Origin of the sequence: Bradyrhizobium yuanmingense, from assembly GCF_900094575.1 — a bacterium.
GTDB lineage: Bacteria > Pseudomonadota > Alphaproteobacteria > Rhizobiales > Xanthobacteraceae > Bradyrhizobium > Bradyrhizobium yuanmingense.
The window spans coordinates 280,769-300,539 of the sequence record NZ_FMAE01000006.1 but is presented as its reverse complement, the minus strand read 5'-3'; the positions used below and the strand labels follow the sequence as shown (position 1 = coordinate 300,539).

The window sequence follows — 19,771 nt, the reverse complement described above, 5'->3', positions numbered from 1 at the left end:
TGTCCGCAGCAGCACCACTCGTGCAAGCCCAGGTGGGCGCGGGTGTTGGCGCCGGTGTTGGAGGTGTCGGTGCAGGTGCTGGTGCGGGAGTGGGTAGCGGTGGCGTCGGCGCCGGTGTTGGTGCCGGGGTTGGCGGCGTTGGCGCGGGTGCCGGCGCCGGAGTGGGCGATGGTGGCGTGGGTGCCGGCGTTGGCGCCGGAGTTGGTGGTGTCGGCGCGGGTGCTGGCGTCGGAGTGGGCAGTGCTGGCGTCGGTGCTGGAGCGGGCGCCGGAGTTGGCGGAATTGGCGCTACGGGGGGCCTGGGTGTCGGCGGAGGCGCGGCGGGAGCTGGCGCAGGTGCGAGTGTTGCAGGAGTTGGTGGGGCAGGCGCGGGAGTTGGTGTCGGTTCTGGCAGCGTAGGTACTGGGGGGATCGGCACCGGCGGGCTTGGCACTGTTGGCATTGGTCCTGGTGCCGCGGGAGCCGTGGGCATTTCAAATAGTGGCGTTGCCAATGCAAACAACAGCTCTGGATTGGCAGGCCTCAATCCTGCCAACGTCGGCACAGCCTTCGCGACATTGGAGGTCGCAGAGCAGCAGCGGGTGTTGCGGCGCTGTGCAGCTGTCCTGAAACAGCCGGGTCACTACGACCGAGAAACACGGGCCGTTTGCCGTGTGATAGCCGCTAAATAGGTAAAGATCGTCTTGTCTTTTTCGAGAGCGGAATCGACGGATAGACAAATAGGAAGAAGGCTCGGCAGGAGAACGCCGAGCCTTATCTTCAGGCCGAGCTATCGGTCTCACTGCAAGCTGACTTCGCTCCCAACTCCTTGGAGAACAACACCCAGTCTCGCGAGCACGCCAAAGCTTGATGATAGTAAGTCATGCGTCCGCCGGCTCTCGCGCGTCCCCACGCGCGGGGATTTACCAGCGATCCGAAATCGCTCGAGGGCGAGGATCATATGTCCTACCTCAATCAAGGACTGCAGACGGCGGAAAACAGGATCCTGGCCGAGAGTTTCTTTCGGCTCAAGGCCCGGATAGAAGATTCCAGGCCGGGACCTGATGGACAGTAAGGACGACAAGTTCGGGGAATGCCACGCCATTGGCGACCGCTCGCTACCTTCCGCTTCGGGCCGAAACATGAAGAACTGAAGTTCAGCAAATCTCGTCCGCTCTGCCGCAACGAGCGGACCTCCGTGGGCCGACGCGCATCTTCGCCGATGGGCCACAAGGAGACGTGTTGCCGACTTTGTGTCCCTCCGTGACGCGGAAGAATGGGTGAATTGGAAGCAGGGCGTTCCGAAGCTCAACCCTTATGCCATTGAATAGGCCAAGAGGGCCGACTTCCGCTCCGGGTCAAAAGCGGTCCTCGGAGGGCGACGCTCGGGAGGACGGCTACGGGCCAAAGCCGGACATATGTCCGACGAGAGCGAGCCAAACCGGCGCCGATATGAAGCCTAGGGCGCCGGCACGCCGAACGACTTGAGTCCGTCCATTGCATTCGCGTTCTTTGGATCAATCGCCAGCGCCGCCTTGAAGTCGGCAACCGCTTCATTGCTCTTGCCAAGGCTCTGGTAAGCTGTACCGCGCCACGCCAGCGCAGCGCTCGATCGCGGCATGACCCTCAACACCGCGTCGAAATCGGCGATCGCGTCTTGATAGTGACCGAGACGCAACGACGCGTAGCCGCGTCCAAGATTGGAGTCGGCAGCTTCGCGCTGGATATAGCCGCGAGCGAGAGCCAGAGCCTTGTCATAGTCGGTCTTGGCCTCCTTGAACTTGCCGAGACGGTTGTAGGCACTTCCGCGCTCGCGATAATAGCGCCCGGCTTGAGGTGTCCATCGTATCGCTTCGCTGTACCGTTCGACCGATTTTTCATGCTGCCCGAGCTTTGCATAGACTTCGCCTTCGCCGAACGGGAAGGTGCCGTCGCTAGGAACAAGTTCCCCACCCTGGCGGAAATCGGCTAGCGCATCGTCGTAACGTCCGCGCCTGATAAGATAGAAGCCGCGCTTGGCATAGAAGGAGGGATCAAGCGGCTCGATCTGCAAGGACGCGTTGTAGTCGGCCTCAGCGCGGTCGTACTGTTTCAAATTCTCATAGGCGAAGGCCCGCTGGCGCAGCAGGGCGCGGCGAGCGTCGGCGCCATACGAGCTCTCCTCCAATCCTTGAGTGTAAAGGTCAACCGCACGCTGGTACTCATGTGAGCGCTCGGCCTGACTGGCGCGCTTGTTAAGGGCCGTCAGCGAATCGTCAGTCGTCAGGACCTCGTCGCTAGGCGGAGGTCCATTCACGAGGCTTGCGAGTTGCCACTGATGCCAAAAATGCAGGGCAGTACGCAGAATGCCCGCAGATATCACCATCATGAGAATGAACGCAGCGATGACAATGATCCAGCGGCGGGGCGTCATGGCGGAAAAGTCTAATCGCGACCGGTAAACAAGCAAGCGACACTTTCGGGTTGATTAACGATGAATCCCCAAAGCGGGGACACTCAATGAATGCGCAAGCCCCTAGGAAATTACGCTTTCGCTCGTGTGCCGGTAAAGAAGAGCATGATACAGGGCGATGCGGATGTCCGCTTCGGGTCAAAAGCTGACGCTAGGCGGGCAGCGCGGCAAGGTCAGCTTGGACCAGAAGCAGACAAAGTCACGACCATCTATTTGCCGCATCCACGACCGTTTCTGGCCAGCTTGATCACGAAACGAATACCTTCAACGTCGAGTGATGGAGCGGGCGCGAGCATCATTCTGTCGACGTCGCGCCGTGCGGGCAGCCAGTCTTCCCCACCCGATCAGCGCACAAAACACGATGGCGGCAGCCATCATGGTATGACCGCTGAACATCACGAGGCCCACGCTCCAGCTCTTTGCGGCCACGAGGATGCCGAGCGACAGCAGCAGCACCCCTGCACCGGCAGCGCGAAGTCCATAGGTCGTCACCCGCGGCAGCGCCGTGCCGAAAATATTGCGCTGCTGGCGGTGCGTGGCGAAAGCCAGCGCAGCAAAGCCCGCCAGACACAGCCCAAGGGCAAGTAGATGGATCATTCCGCCGCACCGCTGGAAGCAATGGCGACCGGCACCTGCGGCATGCGCTTCGATTGCACAATTGATCGGTTCCGGGCGGTGCGAACAGCCAGAACAACATGGAGCAGTGCGAGTGCCCAGCACGTCACGTCGATGCCGGCGAACACCCAGTCGCCTTGCGTCAGGCTGTGCCACAGCGGCCGCTGCGTCGTCAGCGCGTTGAGGACGGGCAACAGGGCGCTCGTGGCGAACCTGCAAGCCAAGCCGGAGAAATTCGGGCGCGGCGCGGTGAGCTCAAGCTATCGATACGGAGCAGCAGGACGGGTTCGTCTCATCCACGTTCCGCGATGGTGGCATCATACGCCTGTTTTGCCCGACGATCAAGCGAATTTCGCAAAAACGGAAATTGACCGTTTCCCCGGGCCGATCATGCCTCGATTTGCGGTCGATGTTCGCGCCGATCTCATCGCGCTCGTAAGCCGTTGATCTTGCTACCCCCGGCTACTGTGCATGGGGTTGTTTTCGAGCTTTCGTCTTGCCGACGCGAAGACGCCACACCAAACCGTGCCAGATCCGGCTCACGCCCGCTACTTCATCACCCGCAGGCCCTTGGTCGTGAACCGCTGCGTCTTGCCGCCGGGCCGCATTGGCCGCTTGGTGCCGGCGGCCTTGCCGGTGCCGGGAGGCTGGTGCGCAGGCACGAGCTGGTGCGGCTGCGAGCCGATCAGGTCGCGGCGGCCCATCTCGATCAAGGCTTCGCGCAGCAGCGGCCAATTGTCGGGGTCGTGGTAGCGCAGGAATGCCTTGTGCAGGCGCCGCTGGCGCAGGCCCTTGATCGCCTCGACCTTGTCGCTGCCGCCGTGGCGCACGCCGCGCAAGGGGTTGACGCCCGTGTGGTACATCGCGGTCGCGGTCGCCATCGGCGAAGGCAGGAAGGTCTGCACCTGGTCGGCGCGGTAGCGGTTCTTCTTCAGCCACAGCGCGAGGTTCATCATGTCCTCGTCGGTCGTGCCCGGATGTGCCGCGATGAAATAGGGGATCAGATAATATTTCTTGCCGGCGCGCTCGGCCGCCTCGTCGAACATGCGCTTGAACTTGTTGTAGGCGCCGATGCCCGGCTTCATCATCTTGTCGAGCGGGCCGCGCTCGGTATGTTCAGGGGCGATCTTCAGGTAACCGCCGACGTGATGGGTGACGAGCTCCTTGATGTATTCGGGGCTCTCGACGGCGAGGTCGTAGCGCACGCCGGAGGCGACCATCACCTTCTTGATGCCTTTGGTCTCGCGCACCTTGCGATAGAGCCGGATCAGATCGTCATGCGAGGTGTTGAGGTTCGGGCAGATCTCGGGGAAGACGCAGGACGGCCGGCGGCATGCCGCCTCGACCTTCGGGTCCTTGCACGCCATCCGGTACATGTTGGCGGTGGGGCCGCCGATGTCCGAGATGACGCCGGTGAAGCCCGGCGTCTTGTCGCGGATGCGCTCGATCTCGCGCAGGATCGAGCCTTCCGAGCGGTTCTGGATGATGCGGCCCTCATGCTCGGTGATCGAGCAGAAGGTGCAGCCGCCGAAGCAGCCGCGCATGATCGTCACCGAGAACTTGATCATCTCCCAGGCGGGGATGCGGGCATCGCCATAGGACGGGTGCGGCGCGCGCGCGTAAGGCAGATCGTAGACCGCGTCCATCTCTTCCGTCGTGAGCGGGATCGGCGGCGGATTGAGCCAGAGGTCGCGGTCGCCATGGCGCTGCACCAGCGGCCGCGCATTGCCGGGATTGCTCTCCCGATGCAGCACGCGCGAGGCGCGCGCATAGGCTTCCTTGTCCTGCTCGACCTGCTCCAGCGCCGGCAGGCGGATCACGGTTAAGCCCTTCTGGCGCGATGCGCCCTCGTCGGCGGACTCGAGATCGTCGGCGTGCAGCTCGGCGTAATCGTCCGGGACCTTGCGGAACAGCCCCACGCCCCTGATGTCGTCGAGCTCGCGCGGCGCTTCGCCAGCCGCGAGCCGGTGCGCCACTTCGACCACGGCACGCTCGGCGTTGCCGTAGAGCAGCAAGTCCGCCTTGGCGTCCGCCAGCACCGAGCGGCGCACCTTGTCGGACCAGTAATCGTAATGCGCGATCCGGCGCAGCGAGGCCTCGATGCCGCCGAGCACGATCGGGGTGTCCTTGAACGCCTCGCGGCAGCGCTGGGCGTAGACGATGGTGCAGCGGTCCGGCCGCTTGCCGCCTTCGCCGCCCGCCGTATAGGCGTCATCGCTGCGGATGCGCCGGTCGGCGGTGTAGCGGTTCACCATGGAATCCATGTTGCCGCCGGTGACGCCGAAGAACACTCTTGGCTTGCCGAGCGCCTTGAACGGCTCCGCCGAATGCCAGTCCGGCTGCGCGATGATGCCGACCCGAAAGCCTTGCGCCTCCAGCAGCCGGCCGATGATCGCCATGCCGAAGCTCGGATGGTCGACATAGGCATCCCCAGTCACCAGCACGATGTCGCAGGCGTCCCAGCCGAGCGCGTTCATCTCGGCGCGGCTCATGGGGAGGAACGGCGCCGGCTTGCGCGGGCGCGCCTGGGCCATCAGCGGCTTTTCGGCGGTGATCATCTGGGTGTCCATGGCGCCTACGCATAGGGCTCCGAGGCGATGAATTCAACCGACGGGCGCGTGAAAGATCAGGTTCCGCGGGACATCGCCTTTCCCTCAGGATGGCGAGGAAAACGCCTGCTCGATCCGCGCCGCGAAGGAGATCAGGCGCTCCTCGCTGTGCGGTGGGCCGACGATCTGCAAGGAGACGGGCATGCCGGCTCCATCGCGGCCGGCGGGCACCGCCAGCGCAGGGCAGCCGAGGATCGACCAGACATAGGTGATCATGATCCAGTCGATGTAGATCTTCGACGCGGTCCCCTCGATCTCGGCCGGCCACATGATCTCGACCGGAAAGGGCGCGACCTGCACGGTCGGGCAGATCAGGACGTCGATGTCGCCGAAGAAGTCCTGCATGCGCTGATAGATGGCCGCGCGCTGCTCTATCGCGGCCGCGATGTCTGTTGCGGAGAGGCTTTCACCATGGGCGATGTCGCCTGCCACCTCGGGCGTGAAGGCCGCGCGCGATTGCGGCCAAAGTCTGCTCCAGGTGGCAAGATAGGCGAGACCACGTAGCGCGCGGATCACGCGCGGCAGCCCGGCGAGATCAGGGGCGGTCTCGCTCATCCTGCAGCCTGCGGGTTGGAGCCGGTCGATCGCGCCGCGGAAGGCGGAACGAATGTCGTGATCGACCGGCAGCAGGCCGAGATCCTCGGACACCGCTATGCGCCCCGCCCATCCGGGTCGTGCGGCGGCGTTGCGGAACGATGCGGGATGCTCGCGCGACAACAGATCGGGCGGATGGAAGCCGGCCATCGCATCCAGCATCAAGGCAAGATCGGGAATCGTCCGCGCCATCGGTCCCTCGACGAAAACGGTGTCGAACGGATCGGAGAGCGGCTTTCTCGGCACGAGGCCCGGTGTGGGCCTCAGCCCCGCAACACCGCAAAATGCGGCCGGCGTGCGCAGGCTGCCGCCGACATCGTTGCCATGGGCGAGATAGACCTGATGCGCGGCCAGCGCCGCTGCCGATCCGCCGGAGGAGCCGCCCGCGGTCAGCGCAGGAAAGAACGGATTGCGCGTCGCGCCGAACAGCGCGTTGGTGGTGTTGGCGCCGCCGAGCTCCGACAGATTGCTCTTGCCCACGACGATGGCGCCATTGCGCTGGAGACGATCGATCGCGGGAGTCGATATCTCGGGGGCGCCGCGGGCCGTCAGCGCGCTGCCGCCGCTGGTCGGCACGCCTGCGACATCGGTGTTGTCCTTGACCGCGAGCGGAAGTCCGCAGAGCAGGGGCCAGTCCTCACCGGCCGCCTTTTTCTGCATAAGCCGCCGTGCTTCACCCCGTGCGGCCTCGAAGCAGCGAACCGGAATCGCGTTGATTCCCGCATCCGTCGCTTCGATCCTGTCGATCGCGGCATCGACCACGTCGAGCGGCGACAGATGGCCTTTGCGAATCTCGGCAATGGCGTCGACGGCGGACAGCGCAAGAATGCCGGTGGAAGGCGCAAGGCCGGGCGCATCACTCATCTCTATGTCCGGATCGCGGCGGTGGACCCGCGCACCACCAGCGCCGGCTGAAGCTGGATCGATCTCGCCTCTCCCTCGACGCCGGAACGTCCCTCCGAAACTCGCGACAGCAGGGTCGAGACCGTGGTTTGGGCAATCGCCTCGGACGGCTGCGTCACGATGGTCATGCCCGGCCGCACCAGGCCGGCCCACGGAGGCTCGTCAACCGCGATGACGGAGAGGTCGTCGGGAATGGTGAGCCCGCTCTCGGCAATGGCACGAAGCAGTCCGAGCGAAAGATGATTGTTGGTGGCGAAGATCGCGGTCGGTCGCTGCGCATGCCGCAGGAGCCGCATTGCGGCGGCATGGCCGGCGGCCTCGGAGAAATTGTCCTTCTCGATCAGCCGTTCGTCGAGGGTGGTGCCGCGCGAGGCCAGGCCGCTTCTGAGGCCATCGAGGCGGTGGCGCGCGATCTGATGCTCGGGCGATCCCATGATCACGGCGATGCGGCGATGGCCGAGATCGTCGAGATGTTCGGCCGCGAGCCGTCCCAGCGCAACGTTGTCGGTCGTGACCGAATCGAGGTCGAGCCCCTCGATGCGTCGGTCCACCAGAATGCCCGGCATCGGCAAGTCCGCCAGCGCGGCCTGGCGTCCGCTCCAGCCGCGCCGGGTTGGGATGACGATGACGCCGTCGGCGCGCTGCGACAGCAGCATGGCAAGATGCCGCTCTTCGCGCCCGGGGTCTTCGGCACTGTTGCAGAGAATGACGGAATAGCCCGCGGCGCTCGACAGCCACTCGATGCTTTCGACGAGCTTCAGGAAGTAGGGATTGGCGAGATCCGCCACGAGCAGCCCGAGGATGCGCGTGGCGCCGCTGCGCAGGCTGCGGGCGCTGGCATGCGGTGCATAGCCAAGCTTGCGTGCTGCCGCATTGACGCGCGCCTGGAGGAGCTCGCTGACCTTGCCCGACCGGTTGAGCGTCTTCGACACGGTGGCCACGGAGACACCGGCGAGCCGGGCGACCTCGTGGATAGTGGGCAATGGCCCTGCCGGCATCAACCATTCTCCTGTTAAACGTTTTTGTATTGGTTGGATTGACTGGAGGCAAGCCAAAAGAGCATGAGAAGAGTACAATACCGTTGCGATAGACCAGCTTCCGTGCTTCATTAGAAAAACGTTTAACTAAGACTAGGGAGGCAATGGTGCGTGGGCTGGATGGCGTCCGGCGATCGCCGGTCTGCATTTGCAGGCGCTCGGCATGACCGGCTATGTGGTCGGTCGGCTGTTCGCGGCCATCCCCGTGCTGCTCGCCGTCGCGGTATTCGTCTTTCTGCTGCTCAGCCTCGTGCCGGGTGATCCCGCCGTGCTGATCGCCGGTGACTTCGCCTCGCCGCCACAGGTGGAGGCGGTGCGCCAGGCGCTCGGACTCAATCTGCCGCTGCTGCCGCGTTTCCTCGCATGGGCCGGCCGCATCCTGAGCGGCGATTTCGGCCTGTCGCTGTTCAGCCGCATCCCGGTCTCGCAGCTCGTCGCCCAGCGGATCGAGCCGACGCTGCTTCTCTCTCTCATGACGATCACGATCGCGGTCGTCGTCGCCGTGCCGCTCGGCCTCGTCGCCGCCTATCGTCCGAGGGGGCTCGTCGCGCGCCTGACCATGGCGGGGGCGGTGCTCGGCTTCTCATTGCCGGTCTTCGTCGTCGCTTTCGCGCTTGTCTATACGCTCGCACTCGGCCTGCACTGGTTTCCGGTGCAGGGCTATAAGCCGCTGTCGCAGGGCGTGCTGGCCTGCCTGCATTCGCTCGTGCTGCCCGCGATCTCGCTGAGCTTCCTCTATATCGCCTTGATCGCGAGGGTGACGCGCGCTGCGGTGCTGGAGGTGCTGCGCGAAGATTATGTCCGCACCGCCCATGCCAAGGGGCTCGCGGCCCGCAAAATCATCGTACGGCACGTGCTCAGCAATGCCGCAGTCCCGATCATCACGGTCGTCGGCATCGGATTTGCCGCGCTGCTTGGCGGCGTCGTCGTTACCGAGACCGTGTTTTCCATTCCCGGCCTCGGCCGGCTGACCGCAGACTCCATTCTCCGGCGCGACTATCCGGTGGTGCAAGCCCTGATCCTGCTGTTCGCCTTCGTCTATGTCGTCGTCAATCTCGTGGTCGACATTCTCTACGCTGTCGTCGATCCGCGGATCCGGTACTGATGCAGGACGAGCCGATGGCGATGACCCACGCAGCTGAAGGGCTCGATGCGCCGCACATCGGTGTCAACCGGTTTGCGCAGATCGCGAGCCTGCCGGTTCGCCAGCCCATACTGGCTCTGAGTTGCGTTCTGCTGCTCGCCTTTGGCGTGACGGCCGTCGTGAGCCCGTGGATCACCGCGGATCCCGCTGCGCTGGACCCGCTGAACCGGCTTCAGCCGCCGTCGCCGGCGGAGCCCTTCGGCACCGATCAAGTCGGACGTTCCGTGTTTGCCCGCGCGCTGGTGGGAACGCGGGTTTCGCTGTCGGTCGGCATTGCCGTTGCGGTTCTCACCACGCTGATCGGCGTGTGCATCGGTGTCATCGCCGGTTATTTCCGCAGCGTCGACAAGATCGTAATGCGCGCGATGGATGCGGTGATGGCGATCCCCGCGATCCTGCTCGCGATCGCACTCGTGGCGCTGATTGGCGCTTCGCCCATCGTGATCGTCACGGCGATCAGCCTCCCGGAAATTCCCCGCATGGCGCGCGTGGTGCGCGCCAGCGTTCTCAGCTTGCGCGAACGCGTCTATGTCGAGGCCGCCATCACTTGTGGCGGGCGTACCGTGACCATCCTGCATCGTCACATCCTGCCCGGCGCTGCCGGGCCGATCATGGTGCAGTCGACCTACGTCTTTGCCTCCGCGATGATCCTGGAATCGATCCTGTCGTTTCTCGGTGCAGGCACGCCGCCCGACGTGCCGAGCTGGGGCAACATGATGTCGGAGGGACGGCAGTTCCTGCAGATCGCGCCGTGGATTCTCGGCTTCCCAGCCTTGATGCTGGCGATGACGGTGCTCGCCGCCAACCTGCTCGGAGATGTGCTTCGCGACCTGCTCGATCCGAGCTTTGTGGGAGGCGAGATGCGATGAGCGCGCCGCTGCTCTGCGTCGAGAACCTTTCCATCACGCTCAACACGCGGGGCGCCCCGGTCCCGCTCGTCCGCAACGTCTCGTTTGCAATCGACCCCGGTGAAACGCTGTGCCTCGTCGGCGAGAGCGGCTGTGGCAAGAGCCTGACCGCGCTCTCCATCATCGGCCTGCTCGACCAAAGCGTCATGCAGGTCGCTTCCGGCCGCATCCTCTTCGAGGGGCGCGATCTCGTCACGCTCGGCGCCGAGGAACTGCGCAAGCTCCGGGGCGACCGTCTCGCCATGGTGTTTCAGGAGCCGATGACGTCGCTCAATCCGCTGCTGCGGGTAGGCGAGCAGATCGCGGAGGTGATCGTCGAGCATCGTGGCGTGTCCGAGGCGGACGCGCGGCGGCAGGCGGTCGGATTGCTCGATCTCGTCCGCATTCCGGATGCGCGGCGGCGGGCCTCCGAATTTCCGCACCAGCTTTCCGGTGGCATGCGGCAGCGCGTGATGATCGCGATGGCGCTCGCCCTGCGCCCTGCATTGCTGATCGCCGACGAGCCGACCACCGCGCTCGACGTCACCATCCAGGCCCAGGTCTTGACCCTGATCGACGATCTGCGTCGCGAGTTCGGCACGTCCGTGCTCCTGATCACGCACGATCTCGGGGTCGTCGCGGAAATGGCCGACCGGGTCGTCGTGCTCTACGCCGGCAGCATCGTCGAGCAGGCCGGCGTCAACGGCATCTTCGATGCCGCGGCCCATCCCTATACGCGCGGCCTGCTTGGGGCGATCGGCCAGCTCAACAGCGGCATCCGCGATCGTCTCGTCGAGATTCCCGGCAGCGTGCCGAGCCCGGTCTCGCTCGGCACGGGCTGCGCCTTTCGCCAGCGCTGCGGCGCGGCGATGCCGGTGTGTCACTCGGAGCCGCCGTTGTTGTCGGGCGCTGACGAGCACCTGACGGCATGCTGGCTGGGCAAGGCCGGCGCGATGGTGCCGGCATGAGCGCCGTCCTCGAGGTCTCAGGTCTGACCCAGATCTTCACCTCACGGCAGGGGCCGTTCGGATTGTTCGGCCGGCGCGATCTTCGCGCCGTCGACGACGTCAGCTTCGTCGTCGCGCGCGGACGTACCTTCTGCCTCGTTGGTGAAAGCGGCTGCGGCAAGACCACGATCGGCCGCATGGTCGTGCGCCTGTTGCGGCCGACGGCCGGCTCGGTCCACATCAATGGCGAGGACTTCGGCAATCTCTCCGGCGAGACGCTGCGCAGGAAGCGCCAGCAGGTGCAGATGGTGTTCCAGGATCCCTTCGCCTGCCTCAACTCGCGCATGACCGCGGCGGAGATCGTCGAAGAGCCCTTGCAGAATTTCGGCATCGGCGATGCGGTGTCGCGACGGCGGAAGGTCGCGCGTCTGTTCGACCAGGTCGGACTGCCCCAACATTTTCGCGCACGTCTGCCGCATCATCTGTCGGGCGGACAGCGGCAGCGCCTCGGCATCGCGCGGGCGCTCGCGGCGGATCCCGCGCTGATCGTCGCGGACGAGGCGGTCGCGGCGCTGGACGTGTCGATCCGCGCCCAGATCCTGAATCTCCTGAAGGATGTCCAGCGCGAGATCGGGATCTCCTATCTGTTCATCTCGCATGATCTCGCCGTGGTGCGCTATCTCGCGGACGACGTGGCGGTGATGTATCTCGGCGCCATCGTCGAGCAGGGGCCGGCGAAGGCCGTATTCGCTGCACCGGCGCATCCGTATACGCGGGCGTTGATCGATTCCGTCCCTGCGGTCCACCCGCGCAACCGGCGCCGCCGCGCGGCTCTCGAAGGCGAGGTGCCGAGTGCCGCTTCGCTGCCGTCCGGATGCCGCTTTCGCACGCGCTGTCCGTTCGCGACGGACATTTGCGCGCAAGCGGCGCCGGCGATGACTGAAGTCACGCCCGGCCATGCCGTCGCCTGTCATCACGCAGGATCGCTGCCACGCTTCGGCGCGCCGGGTCCGGGCCCGGCCGTAGCCCCCGACGCAGTTGCCTAGAAACAGAAAACGGGAGGAGTATCAAATGAGATCGCCGAACGGAATATTTGCGGTCATGATGGCGGCAGGCTGGCTGGGTGCAATATCGCCTGCCGTTGCGGAGACGGTGCTCAAGATCCGCCCCTTCGGCGATCTCAAGCAGATCGATCCCGTGATCACGTCCGACTATATGGTTCGTAACCACGGCTATATGGTGTACGACACGCTGTTCTCACTGGACGAGAAGCTCGTCGCGCAGCCGCAGATGCTGGAGTCCTTTGCGGTCGGCAGCGATCAACTCACCTACACCTTCACGCTGCGCGGCGGCCTGACCTTCAGCAACGGCCAGCCGGTCACCGCGGAGGATGCGGTCGTATCGCTGAAGCGCTGGTGGCAGCGCGATGGCCTTGGCCAACAGCTTGCCTCCGTCAGCGACAGCCTGACGGTCAAGGACGAAAAATCCTTCGAACTGAAGCTCAAGCGCCCGTGGGGGCTGGTGATCGAGGCGCTCTCCAAGCCGAGCTCCAATGTGCCCTTCATCATGCCGAAGGGGATCGCCGCGACGCCGGCGGACACCGCCATCACGGATGCGACCGGCTCGGGTCCCTTCATCATGAAGAAGGACGAGTGGGTTCCGGGCTCCAAGGTCGTTTACGTCAAGAGCCCGTCCTACAAGTCGCGCGCGGAGCCGGCGAGCGGGCTTGCCGGCGGCAAGCTCGCCAAGGTCGACCGGGTCGAATGGCATTACATCCCGGATGCGCAGACCGCGCTCAATGCACTCCAGGCCGGCGAGATCGACATTTTCGAGGAGGTGCCGCCGGACTTCCTGCCGACGCTTGCCGGCAATCCCGACATCAAGACGATGCCGCAGGACACGCTCGGCATGCAGATGGTGTTCCGCATGAACATTTCGGTCCCGCCGTTCAACAATCCAAAGGTCCGGCAGGCGATCAGCTACATGATCGACCAGGACAAGTTCGCGCGAGCCTATGTCAGCGACCCCAAGCTCTACAAGAGCTGCCCGAGCTTCTACATGTGCTCGTCACCCTATTTCACGGCCGCCGGCTGGACCAAGCCCGATATCGAAAAGGCCAAGAAGCTGATTGCCGAGAGCGGTTATGACGGTACGCCGGTCGTGGTGCTGCATGCGACCGAAAGCGGGCCCACGAATACGTTCAGCCTCGTTGCCGAGCAGTTGATGCGTCAGATCGGCCTCAAGGTCGAACCTCAGGCGATGGACTGGGGCACGCTGGTTGGACGGCGCGCGTCCAAGGAAACCGTCGACAAGGGCGGCTGGTCACTGTTCATGTCGGGACCGACGGGCGCCGACATGTTCGAGCCGGTCGGCCACCTTGGGCTGCGCGCAAACTGCGACAAGGCCTGGTTCGGCTGGCCTTGCGACGAGCAGATCGAAAAGCTGCGCAACGAATTCGCGTTGGCGACAGATCCCGAGCAGAAAAAGAAGATCGCAGCCGACCTCCAGCTCCGCGCCGTCGACTATGTGCCGTATTGGCCGGCTGCACAGCTCTATCTGGTGCGGGCGGTACGCAGCAACGTTGACGGCCTCGTAAAGGGAGCGGTCCCGGTCTACTGGAACATCACCAAGAAGTAGTGCGATCCGGCACGGCGCCGGAGGAACCAATCGCTCCCAGCAACATTCAAATGGAGGGTTCGACGCGGGCCCGGGTTGCGCGCGCCTCCATCGTCTCGGCGTCCGTGACGTCGCCTCTGGCGATGGGGGAATCGTGGGTACGGTCATAGAGAACTTGCTGATGCGGAAGCAGAAGCTGGTGGAACAGCTCGAACAGGCGCCATCGGTGGAGGATCGCGACCGAATCGAGCACCAGCTCGAGCAGATCAACACCGCGCTGGATTTTCTGGACAGGCCGGGATCGAAGGAGGAGCGGTAGACGCGCTCAATCCACCTTCAGCGCCGTGGCATAGACCATTCCCGAATTCGTGATGTGCGTCGTCATCAGGCCTTCGAAGGCGGCGAACTCGCCGCGCGCGAACAGATCGAGCAGCTTGCGGTGCTCGTCGAAGGACGTGCGGGTGCGCACGTCGATCGGCGAGGTCAGATTGGTGCGCAGCGCGGCGACGCGGCCGGAGACGAGCTGATAGGATTCGGCGAGATAGCGGTTGCCGCAATGGGCGAACAGCGCCTCGTGAAAAGCGGTGTCGGCGCGGCCATAGGCGATGTTGTCCTTTGCCGCGACGGCCGGCTCCATCGCCGCGATCGCCGCGCTCATGGACGCAATCGCGCCGTCGCGGTCATTGCGGAAGGCGAGCTCGGCGGCCTTGGGCTCGAGCGCAATGCGGAAGGTGCAGAGCGCATGGATGTCGTCCGCGCTCGGCGTGAAGACGAAGCTGCCGACCTGGGGTCGGATCACCACGAGTCCCTGCGCCTGCAGCTGGCCCATGGCCTCGCGCACCGGTGTGCGGCTGACGCCGAAGGAATTGGCCACCATCTCCTCGGAGATGGCAGCGCCTAACGCGAACTCGCCGTCGATGATGGCCTGGCGCAGCCGCAGCATCACCCGCTGCGACAGCGACTTCGGCGTATCGAGCTTGAGCGATCGCATGGTGCGTTCAGATCACCTTGCCGGGATTGAGCAGGTGATCGGGGTCGAGCGCAGCCTTGAGCGTGCGCATCAGCGCGATCTCGGCCTCGCTCCTCGCATGGCCCAGCCATTGCTTCTTCAACGTGCCGATGCCGTGCTCGGCGGAGACGCTGCCGCCGAGCTCGCGGACCAGACCGTAGATGATCGCGTCCATCTCCTCCTTCGGCTGCTGCGCGACGGAAAGGCCGGTGACCCAGGCGACGAGATGCAGATTGCCGTCGCCGATATGGCCGTAATAGACACTCTCGCAACCCTTGATGCCTGAAGCGAGCGCCGCCTTGCAGCGTGTGACGAACTCGTCCATCCGTGCCACCGCAAGGCCGATGTCGTAGGAGATGTGCGGCCCCAGAACCTGACCGAATTCGGCGCAGATGTCGCGCACGCGCCAGAAGCTCTGCGTCTGCGCCAGCGATTGCGCGACAGCGGCATCCGCCAGCAGCCCGCGCTCCATCAGCTCCTCGAGCCAGCTCTGGAAACGCGGCGCATCGATGCTCTCGTCGGTGCCCTGCGCTTCCACCAGCACGTAGAGACCATGGCCTGGGGCGACCGGCGGCTTCACGCCGGCGCGATTCGTGATCACATCCCAATAATCCGGCCACATCACCTCGAAGGCGGACAGCAGCGGGCCGAGCCCTGAGCGCGCCGCGTCGAGCAGCGCCATCACCGCGGCATAATCCTTCAACGCGCACAGCGCGGCCATGGTCGAGCGCGGCTTCGGGAAGAGTTTTAGCACCACGCGGGTGATGATGCCGAGGGTGCCTTCCGAGCCGATGAACAGATGCTTCAGATCATAGCCTGCATTGTTCTTCATCAGCTTGTTGAGGCTGGTGATGATGGTGCCGTCCGGCAGCACCACTTCGAGACCAAGCACCAGCTCGCGCGTCATGCCGTAACGGATCACGCGGTTGCCGCCGGCGTTGGTCGAGAGATTGCCGCCGATCGCGCAGGAGCCGCGCGAGCCGAGATCGAGCGGAAAGAAGAAGCCGGCTTCGTCGGCCGTCTTCTGGATCGTCTCCAGCGGCGTGCCGGCTTTCACCGTCATCGTCATCGAGGCGCGATCGATCTCCTCGATGCCGGTCATGCGCTCCAGCGAGATCGCGACCCAGCCCGCTTCGGGCGAAGCGCCGCGGCACAGTCCGGTCAGTCCGCCCTGCGGCACGAACGGCAAATGCGCCTGCCGGCAAGTCGTAATCGCGTCGGCAACGCCCTGCGCATCGACGGGGCGGATCACCGCGCGCGGCTTCTGCGGCAGGCTCGCGCTCCAGTCCTTGCAATTGCGCGCCGGCACATCTGTGCCAACAAGCACCGCCGCCGCGCCGAGCCTGTCGCGCAACGCGCCGAGCAATTGGTCGGGGCGTCCGGTGGGGGTCACCATGTCCATGCGAGACCTCCTCAAGATCTGGCCGCGCACATGGCGCGGAGGATTTGCACCAATGTTGTATGTAAGGTACAAGAGCAACAGTAAAGTGAAAACAAGGTCTCGGCAAGCGCGAAAGATCGTTGGAGATCAGCGGCTTGGCCGGGTGCGGCAGCAAAAGGTGGTGTGATGGCCGAGGCAATTTGCGGGTTCTGGGTGGCGTCGGCGACGCCGCTGGCGACGGACGGCAGTGTGGACGCCGCCAAGCTCGCCTCTCACGCCAAGCACCTCTTCGGCAAGGGCGTCGACGGCGTCGTGCTGTTCGGCACCACCGGCGAGGGGACCTCATTCAACGCCGCCGAACGGATTGCGACGATCGAAGCGATGCTCAAGGCCGGGGTCGCGGCGGAGCGCATCGGAATCGGCGGCGGCTTTCCGGCCATCACCGACAGCATTTCGCTGACGCGCGCCGTGCTCGGCCTCGGCCTGCGCCACGTGTTGCTGCTGCCGCCCTATTTCGATCGGAGTGTCACGCATGAAGGCATCGAGGACGCCTTTGCGGCCGTCATCGACGGTGTTGCCGACGATCGCCTGCGCGCCTCGCTCTACCACATTCCGCAAGTCTCGGGCGTTGCGATCCCGACGACAGTCGCCGCAAGCCTGCGCAAGCGCTACGGCCAAGTGGTTGCCGGTCTGAAGGACTCCAGCGGCGACTTCAAGCAGTTCCAGGCATTCCGTGCCGCCGCGCCCGAGCTCGCCATCACCGTCGGCAACGAACCCGACATCGCCCGCGCGATCGCTGCGGGCGGCGCCGGCACCATCTGCGGCATGGCCAACATTGCGCCGGAGCTGGTCAAGGCGATGGTTGACGGCAAGAACGTCGAAGCGCGCATGCAGGCGGCGGTCGACGTCGTGCTGAAGACGCCCTCCCTTGTCGCAACGCTGAAGGCGATCCTTGCGGCGCAGACTGGCGATGCAGGTTGGTTGCGCGTGCGTCCGCCGCTCCGCGCTTTGTCGGACGGCAGTGCGTTCAAGCGGAAGCTCGACGAGTTGATCGCTCCCGCCATCGCGTGATCGTGAAATATCGGGCCACGATTTCGCGTGCAGCGTGTCATGCGCGGTGCACCGGCAATTCATGATTGATGTTCAGCATCCGCCTCCTCTTAGAACAATTCAACACTAGAGCGATTCAAGCCCGGCTACGGTTCTCCTCGATCGCGGCGGCTGTTACAGGCGCACACTTCAATGCTCCTGACTTGAAGTGGAATGAAAGTGCGTGCCTTCGTGGATGGCCAACGTGACAACGGCCATCGAACTCGTGCCGGCAAGAGCCGTGCAGGTCTTCTCATGGGAGCAGCGGTGCTGCTCATCGAATATCCCTCCATCACGACGAGCGCACAGGCGCAATCGGCTCTGCCGCCGGTGACGGTGGAGGCGCCGGCGCCACGACCGAAGCCGGCACGTGCATCGGAGCAGTCGTCACGCCGCGCGCAAACGGCGGCGCGCCGCCAGCCCAGCCGCAATCCCGCACCCGCGGCGCCGACGCTGTCGGAGCGCGCCGCTGCCGTAGCCGCCGCACAGGAAGCCGCAAAGCTCGGCTACCGCGCGATGCCGAGCGCGACCACGCTGCGCAGCGGCGCCTCGCCGCTCGACACCTCGCAGGCCGTCAACGTCGTGCCCGCGCAGGTGCTGAAGGACCAGCTCCCGCGCAACATCGACGACGCGCTGAGCAACGTCTCCGGCCTCACCCAGACCAACACGCTCGCCGGCAGCCAGGACGCGGTGATCCGCCGTGGCTTCGGCGACAACCGCGACGGCTCGATCATGCGCAACGGCATGCCGCTGGTGCAGGGCCGCAGTCTCAATCCTGCGGTCGAAAGCGTCGAGGTGCTGAAAGGTCCGGCCTCGCTGCTCTACGGCATCATGGATCCCGGCGGCATCGTCAACACCATCAGCAAGCGGCCCGAGCTCTATCAGCACGGCTCGGTCACGCTGCTCGGCTCGGCCTTCAGTGCCTCCAAGACCGGCGCCGACGGCCTGCTCGACGTCACCGGCCCGATCGGCGACCAGGGGCTCGCCTATCGTTTCATCGGCTACGGCGTCAGCGAGGATTATTGGCGGAGTTTCGGTCGTCACCGCGAGATGCTGGTTGCGCCCTCGCTCGCGTGGTACGGCCAGGACACCACGGTGCAGCTGAACTACGAGCACCGCGAGTTCATCTATCCGTTCGACCGCGGCACCGCGTTCAATCCGGTGACGAAGGCGCCGCTGGCCGTGCCCGCTACGCGCCGACTGGATGAGCCTTTCAACAACACCTGGGGCACGTCCGATCTGATCCAGGCTTCGGTCGAGCACCGCTTCAACCAGGATTGGAAGCTCTACGCAGGCTACAGCTACAACACCGAAACCTTCAGCGCCAACCAGCTCCGCATCACCGGCATCAATTTCACGACCGGCGTCGAGACGCGCAGCAACGACGGCACGGGAAGCTCGCTGAGCAATGTCAGCTATGGGACATCCTATGTCTCGGGCGGCTTCTGGCTCGGCGACATGCGCAACGAGGTGCTATTCGGCGGCGACGGTCAGTATCGCACGATCTATCGCGACGTCTTAATCCGGCAGACAACTCCCGCCTTCAACGTCTACGATCCTGTCTATGGGCTGATCGGGCCTGGAACCAGGGTGTCGAACCCCGACAGCGCCCAGACCGACAAGCTTGGCCAGTGGTCGCTGTTCTTCCAGGACACGCTGCATCTGACCGAGCGGTTCGCACTGGTCGGTGGTGTGCGCTATATGGACTACGATCAGATCGCCGGACGCGGAAAGCCGTTCAACACCAACACAAACGTGTCGCAAGACAAGGTGCTCCCGCTTGGCGGCGCGATTTTCAAGCTGACCGACCAGATCTCGCTTTATGCGAGCTACACCGAATCGCTGAAGCCGAATTCGACGATTGCGCCGATCGGCGTGGTGATCGACTCCAGGGTCGCGCCCGAGGAGGGTGTGTCGTACGAGACCGGCGTGAAGTTCGACATCAACCAGCGGATCTCCGGGACCGTCGCATTCTACGACCTCGACAAGAAGAATGTGCAAACGACGAAGACGAACAGCGCGGGCGTGGTGGAGCTTCACACCGTCGGCCGCGCTCATTCGCGCGGCCTCGAAATCGACGTCACCGGCAGGCTCACCGACGATTGGGCATTGATTGGGAGCTATGGCTATACCGACGCCCGCGTGACGGCCTCCGAGGATCTGACGTTGCTCGGCAAGAAGCTGCAAAACGTCGCCTTGAACACCGCTTCGCTCTATCTGGTCTACGACTTCGGCACCGCATTGCCCGGCCAGCTCCGTCTCGGCGGCGGGGCGCGCTATGTTGGCGACCGCCCCGGCGATTCGATCAACAGCTTCTTCCTGCCGTCCTATGTCGTCGCAGACCTCTTTGCGACTTACGAGACGAAACACGAGCAGTTTCCGGTGGTGTACCAGGTGAACGTCAAGAACCTGTTCGACACGGTCTACTATCCCTCAGCCGTGAATAATTTAAACGTCGCTATCGGCGACGCGCGCCGGGTGTCTCTCTCGGCGACGGTGAAGTTCTAGC

At 64.6% G+C, this 19,771-nt stretch carries 18 protein-coding genes; 10 read left to right on the top strand and 8 right to left on the bottom strand.

Features of this window, described 5'->3' with window-relative positions:
* The first annotated feature begins 69 nt into the window (after nucleotides 1-69).
* Nucleotides 70-399, top strand: a complete 330-nt coding sequence (locus GA0061099_RS41305; protein ID WP_162130854.1) for a hypothetical protein — start codon at nucleotides 70-72, stop codon at nucleotides 397-399.
* Nucleotides 400-1,438: 1,039 nt separating this feature from the next.
* Here the strand turns inward: GA0061099_RS41305 and GA0061099_RS22795 are convergent.
* The 3 genes from GA0061099_RS22795 to GA0061099_RS22785 all read right to left on the bottom strand — a co-directional run bounded on the left by GA0061099_RS22795 (nucleotide 1,439) and on the right by GA0061099_RS22785 (nucleotide 3,240).
* Nucleotides 1,439-2,392, bottom strand: coding sequence for a tetratricopeptide repeat protein (locus GA0061099_RS22795; RefSeq protein ID WP_036026848.1), 954 nt, complete (start codon nucleotides 2,390-2,392; stop codon nucleotides 1,439-1,441).
* Nucleotides 2,393-2,695: 303 nt separating this feature from the next.
* Nucleotides 2,696-3,028, bottom strand: a complete 333-nt coding sequence (locus GA0061099_RS22790) for a DUF3325 family protein (RefSeq protein ID WP_050995996.1) — start codon at nucleotides 3,026-3,028, stop codon at nucleotides 2,696-2,698.
* The gene (locus tag GA0061099_RS22785; RefSeq protein ID WP_225157285.1) at nucleotides 3,025-3,240 is read right to left on the bottom strand and encodes a hypothetical protein; all 216 of its coding nucleotides are present in this window, start codon (nucleotides 3,238-3,240) and stop codon (nucleotides 3,025-3,027) included. The genes GA0061099_RS22790 and GA0061099_RS22785 overlap by 4 nt, the downstream gene beginning before the upstream one ends.
* 10 nt (nucleotides 3,241-3,250) lie before the next feature.
* On the opposite strand from GA0061099_RS22785, the gene GA0061099_RS40220 reads away from it, so the two are divergent.
* Entirely contained in the window at nucleotides 3,251-3,493 is a 243-nt protein-coding gene (locus GA0061099_RS40220; protein WP_141697657.1) for a hypothetical protein, read from the top strand.
* A 101-nt stretch (nucleotides 3,494-3,594) separates the two neighbouring features.
* Here GA0061099_RS40220 and GA0061099_RS22780 read toward each other — a convergent pair whose 3' ends face one another.
* The 3 genes from GA0061099_RS22780 to GA0061099_RS22770 form a co-directional block, all read right to left on the bottom strand.
* Nucleotides 3,595-5,616 (bottom strand): YgiQ family radical SAM protein, encoded by a 2,022-nt coding sequence (locus tag GA0061099_RS22780; protein ID WP_036026851.1) that lies wholly within the window; start codon nucleotides 5,614-5,616, stop codon nucleotides 3,595-3,597.
* A gap of 84 nt (nucleotides 5,617-5,700) precedes the next feature.
* On the bottom strand, nucleotides 5,701-7,113 hold the full coding sequence (locus tag GA0061099_RS22775) for an amidase (RefSeq protein WP_050995997.1): 1,413 nt from the start codon (nucleotides 7,111-7,113) through the stop codon (nucleotides 5,701-5,703).
* Between the two features lie 2 nt (nucleotides 7,114-7,115).
* Nucleotides 7,116-8,150, bottom strand: a complete 1,035-nt coding sequence (locus GA0061099_RS22770; RefSeq protein WP_158644886.1) for a LacI family DNA-binding transcriptional regulator — start codon at nucleotides 8,148-8,150, stop codon at nucleotides 7,116-7,118.
* Between the two features lie 202 nt (nucleotides 8,151-8,352).
* Here GA0061099_RS22770 and GA0061099_RS22765 point away from each other — a divergent pair, with 202 nt between their 5' ends.
* From GA0061099_RS22765 to GA0061099_RS41300, 6 genes are all read left to right on the top strand, one after another.
* Complete coding sequence (locus GA0061099_RS22765; RefSeq protein ID WP_036014490.1) at nucleotides 8,353-9,294, top strand: ABC transporter permease; 942 nt, start codon at nucleotides 8,353-8,355, stop codon at nucleotides 9,292-9,294.
* A complete protein-coding gene (locus GA0061099_RS22760) occupies nucleotides 9,294-10,202 on the top strand; it encodes an ABC transporter permease (RefSeq protein ID WP_244429356.1) in 909 nt (302 codons plus the stop codon). Before GA0061099_RS22765 ends, GA0061099_RS22760 begins: the two co-directional genes overlap by 1 nt.
* Entirely contained in the window at nucleotides 10,199-11,188 is a 990-nt protein-coding gene (locus GA0061099_RS22755) for an ABC transporter ATP-binding protein (protein ID WP_036026855.1), read from the top strand. Before GA0061099_RS22760 ends, GA0061099_RS22755 begins: the two co-directional genes overlap by 4 nt.
* On the top strand, nucleotides 11,185-12,213 hold the full coding sequence (locus tag GA0061099_RS22750; RefSeq protein ID WP_050996000.1) for an ABC transporter ATP-binding protein: 1,029 nt from the start codon (nucleotides 11,185-11,187) through the stop codon (nucleotides 12,211-12,213). The genes GA0061099_RS22755 and GA0061099_RS22750 overlap by 4 nt, the downstream gene beginning before the upstream one ends.
* A gap of 25 nt (nucleotides 12,214-12,238) precedes the next feature.
* Nucleotides 12,239-13,804: an ABC transporter substrate-binding protein gene (locus GA0061099_RS22745; RefSeq protein WP_036026857.1), complete on the top strand. Its 1,566-nt coding sequence runs from the start codon at nucleotides 12,239-12,241 to the stop codon at nucleotides 13,802-13,804.
* Nucleotides 13,805-13,964: 160 nt separating this feature from the next.
* A complete protein-coding gene (locus GA0061099_RS41300; RefSeq protein ID WP_162130853.1) occupies nucleotides 13,965-14,102 on the top strand; it encodes a hypothetical protein in 138 nt (45 codons plus the stop codon).
* A 6-nt stretch (nucleotides 14,103-14,108) separates the two neighbouring features.
* On the opposite strand, the gene GA0061099_RS22740 is transcribed toward GA0061099_RS41300, so the two are convergent.
* On the bottom strand, nucleotides 14,109-14,774 hold the full coding sequence (locus tag GA0061099_RS22740) for a GntR family transcriptional regulator (RefSeq protein ID WP_036014455.1): 666 nt from the start codon (nucleotides 14,772-14,774) through the stop codon (nucleotides 14,109-14,111).
* Nucleotides 14,775-14,781: 7 nt separating this feature from the next.
* A complete protein-coding gene (locus GA0061099_RS22735; protein ID WP_036026858.1) occupies nucleotides 14,782-16,194 on the bottom strand; it encodes an FAD-binding oxidoreductase in 1,413 nt (470 codons plus the stop codon).
* Between the two features lie 165 nt (nucleotides 16,195-16,359).
* On the opposite strand from GA0061099_RS22735, the gene GA0061099_RS22730 reads away from it, so the two are divergent.
* Nucleotides 16,360-17,244 carry a dihydrodipicolinate synthase family protein gene (locus GA0061099_RS22730; protein WP_036026859.1) on the top strand — a complete coding sequence of 295 codons (885 nt, stop codon included), beginning with the start codon at nucleotides 16,360-16,362 and terminating at the stop codon, nucleotides 17,242-17,244.
* Between the two features lie 192 nt (nucleotides 17,245-17,436).
* Nucleotides 17,437-19,770 (top strand): TonB-dependent siderophore receptor, encoded by a 2,334-nt coding sequence (locus tag GA0061099_RS22725; protein ID WP_036026860.1) that lies wholly within the window; start codon nucleotides 17,437-17,439, stop codon nucleotides 19,768-19,770.
* The last annotated feature ends 1 nt before the right edge of the window (nucleotide 19,771 follow it).

Coding starts and splice junctions, on each gene's coding strand:
- GA0061099_RS22795 (WP_036026848.1), bottom strand. CDS start 2,392: ATGACGCCCCGCCGCTGGATCATTGTCATCGCTGCGTTCATTCTCATG.
- GA0061099_RS22790 (WP_050995996.1), bottom strand. CDS start 3,028: ATGATCCATCTACTTGCCCTTGGGCTGTGTCTGGCGGGCTTTGCTGCG.
- GA0061099_RS22780 (WP_036026851.1), bottom strand. CDS start 5,616: ATGGACACCCAGATGATCACCGCCGAAAAGCCGCTGATGGCCCAGGCG.
- GA0061099_RS22775 (WP_050995997.1), bottom strand. CDS start 7,113: ATGAGTGATGCGCCCGGCCTTGCGCCTTCCACCGGCATTCTTGCGCTG.
- GA0061099_RS22770 (WP_158644886.1), bottom strand. CDS start 8,150: ATGCCGGCAGGGCCATTGCCCACTATCCACGAGGTCGCCCGGCTCGCC.
- GA0061099_RS22765 (WP_036014490.1), top strand. CDS start 8,353: ATGACCGGCTATGTGGTCGGTCGGCTGTTCGCGGCCATCCCCGTGCTG.
- GA0061099_RS22760 (WP_244429356.1), top strand. CDS start 9,294: ATGCAGGACGAGCCGATGGCGATGACCCACGCAGCTGAAGGGCTCGAT.
- GA0061099_RS22755 (WP_036026855.1), top strand. CDS start 10,199: ATGAGCGCGCCGCTGCTCTGCGTCGAGAACCTTTCCATCACGCTCAAC.
- GA0061099_RS22750 (WP_050996000.1), top strand. CDS start 11,185: ATGAGCGCCGTCCTCGAGGTCTCAGGTCTGACCCAGATCTTCACCTCA.
- GA0061099_RS22745 (WP_036026857.1), top strand. CDS start 12,239: ATGAGATCGCCGAACGGAATATTTGCGGTCATGATGGCGGCAGGCTGG.
- GA0061099_RS41300 (WP_162130853.1), top strand. CDS start 13,965: ATGCGGAAGCAGAAGCTGGTGGAACAGCTCGAACAGGCGCCATCGGTG.
- GA0061099_RS22740 (WP_036014455.1), bottom strand. CDS start 14,774: ATGCGATCGCTCAAGCTCGATACGCCGAAGTCGCTGTCGCAGCGGGTG.
- GA0061099_RS22735 (WP_036026858.1), bottom strand. CDS start 16,194: ATGGACATGGTGACCCCCACCGGACGCCCCGACCAATTGCTCGGCGCG.
- GA0061099_RS22730 (WP_036026859.1), top strand. CDS start 16,360: ATGGCCGAGGCAATTTGCGGGTTCTGGGTGGCGTCGGCGACGCCGCTG.
- GA0061099_RS22725 (WP_036026860.1), top strand. CDS start 17,437: ATGAAAGTGCGTGCCTTCGTGGATGGCCAACGTGACAACGGCCATCGA.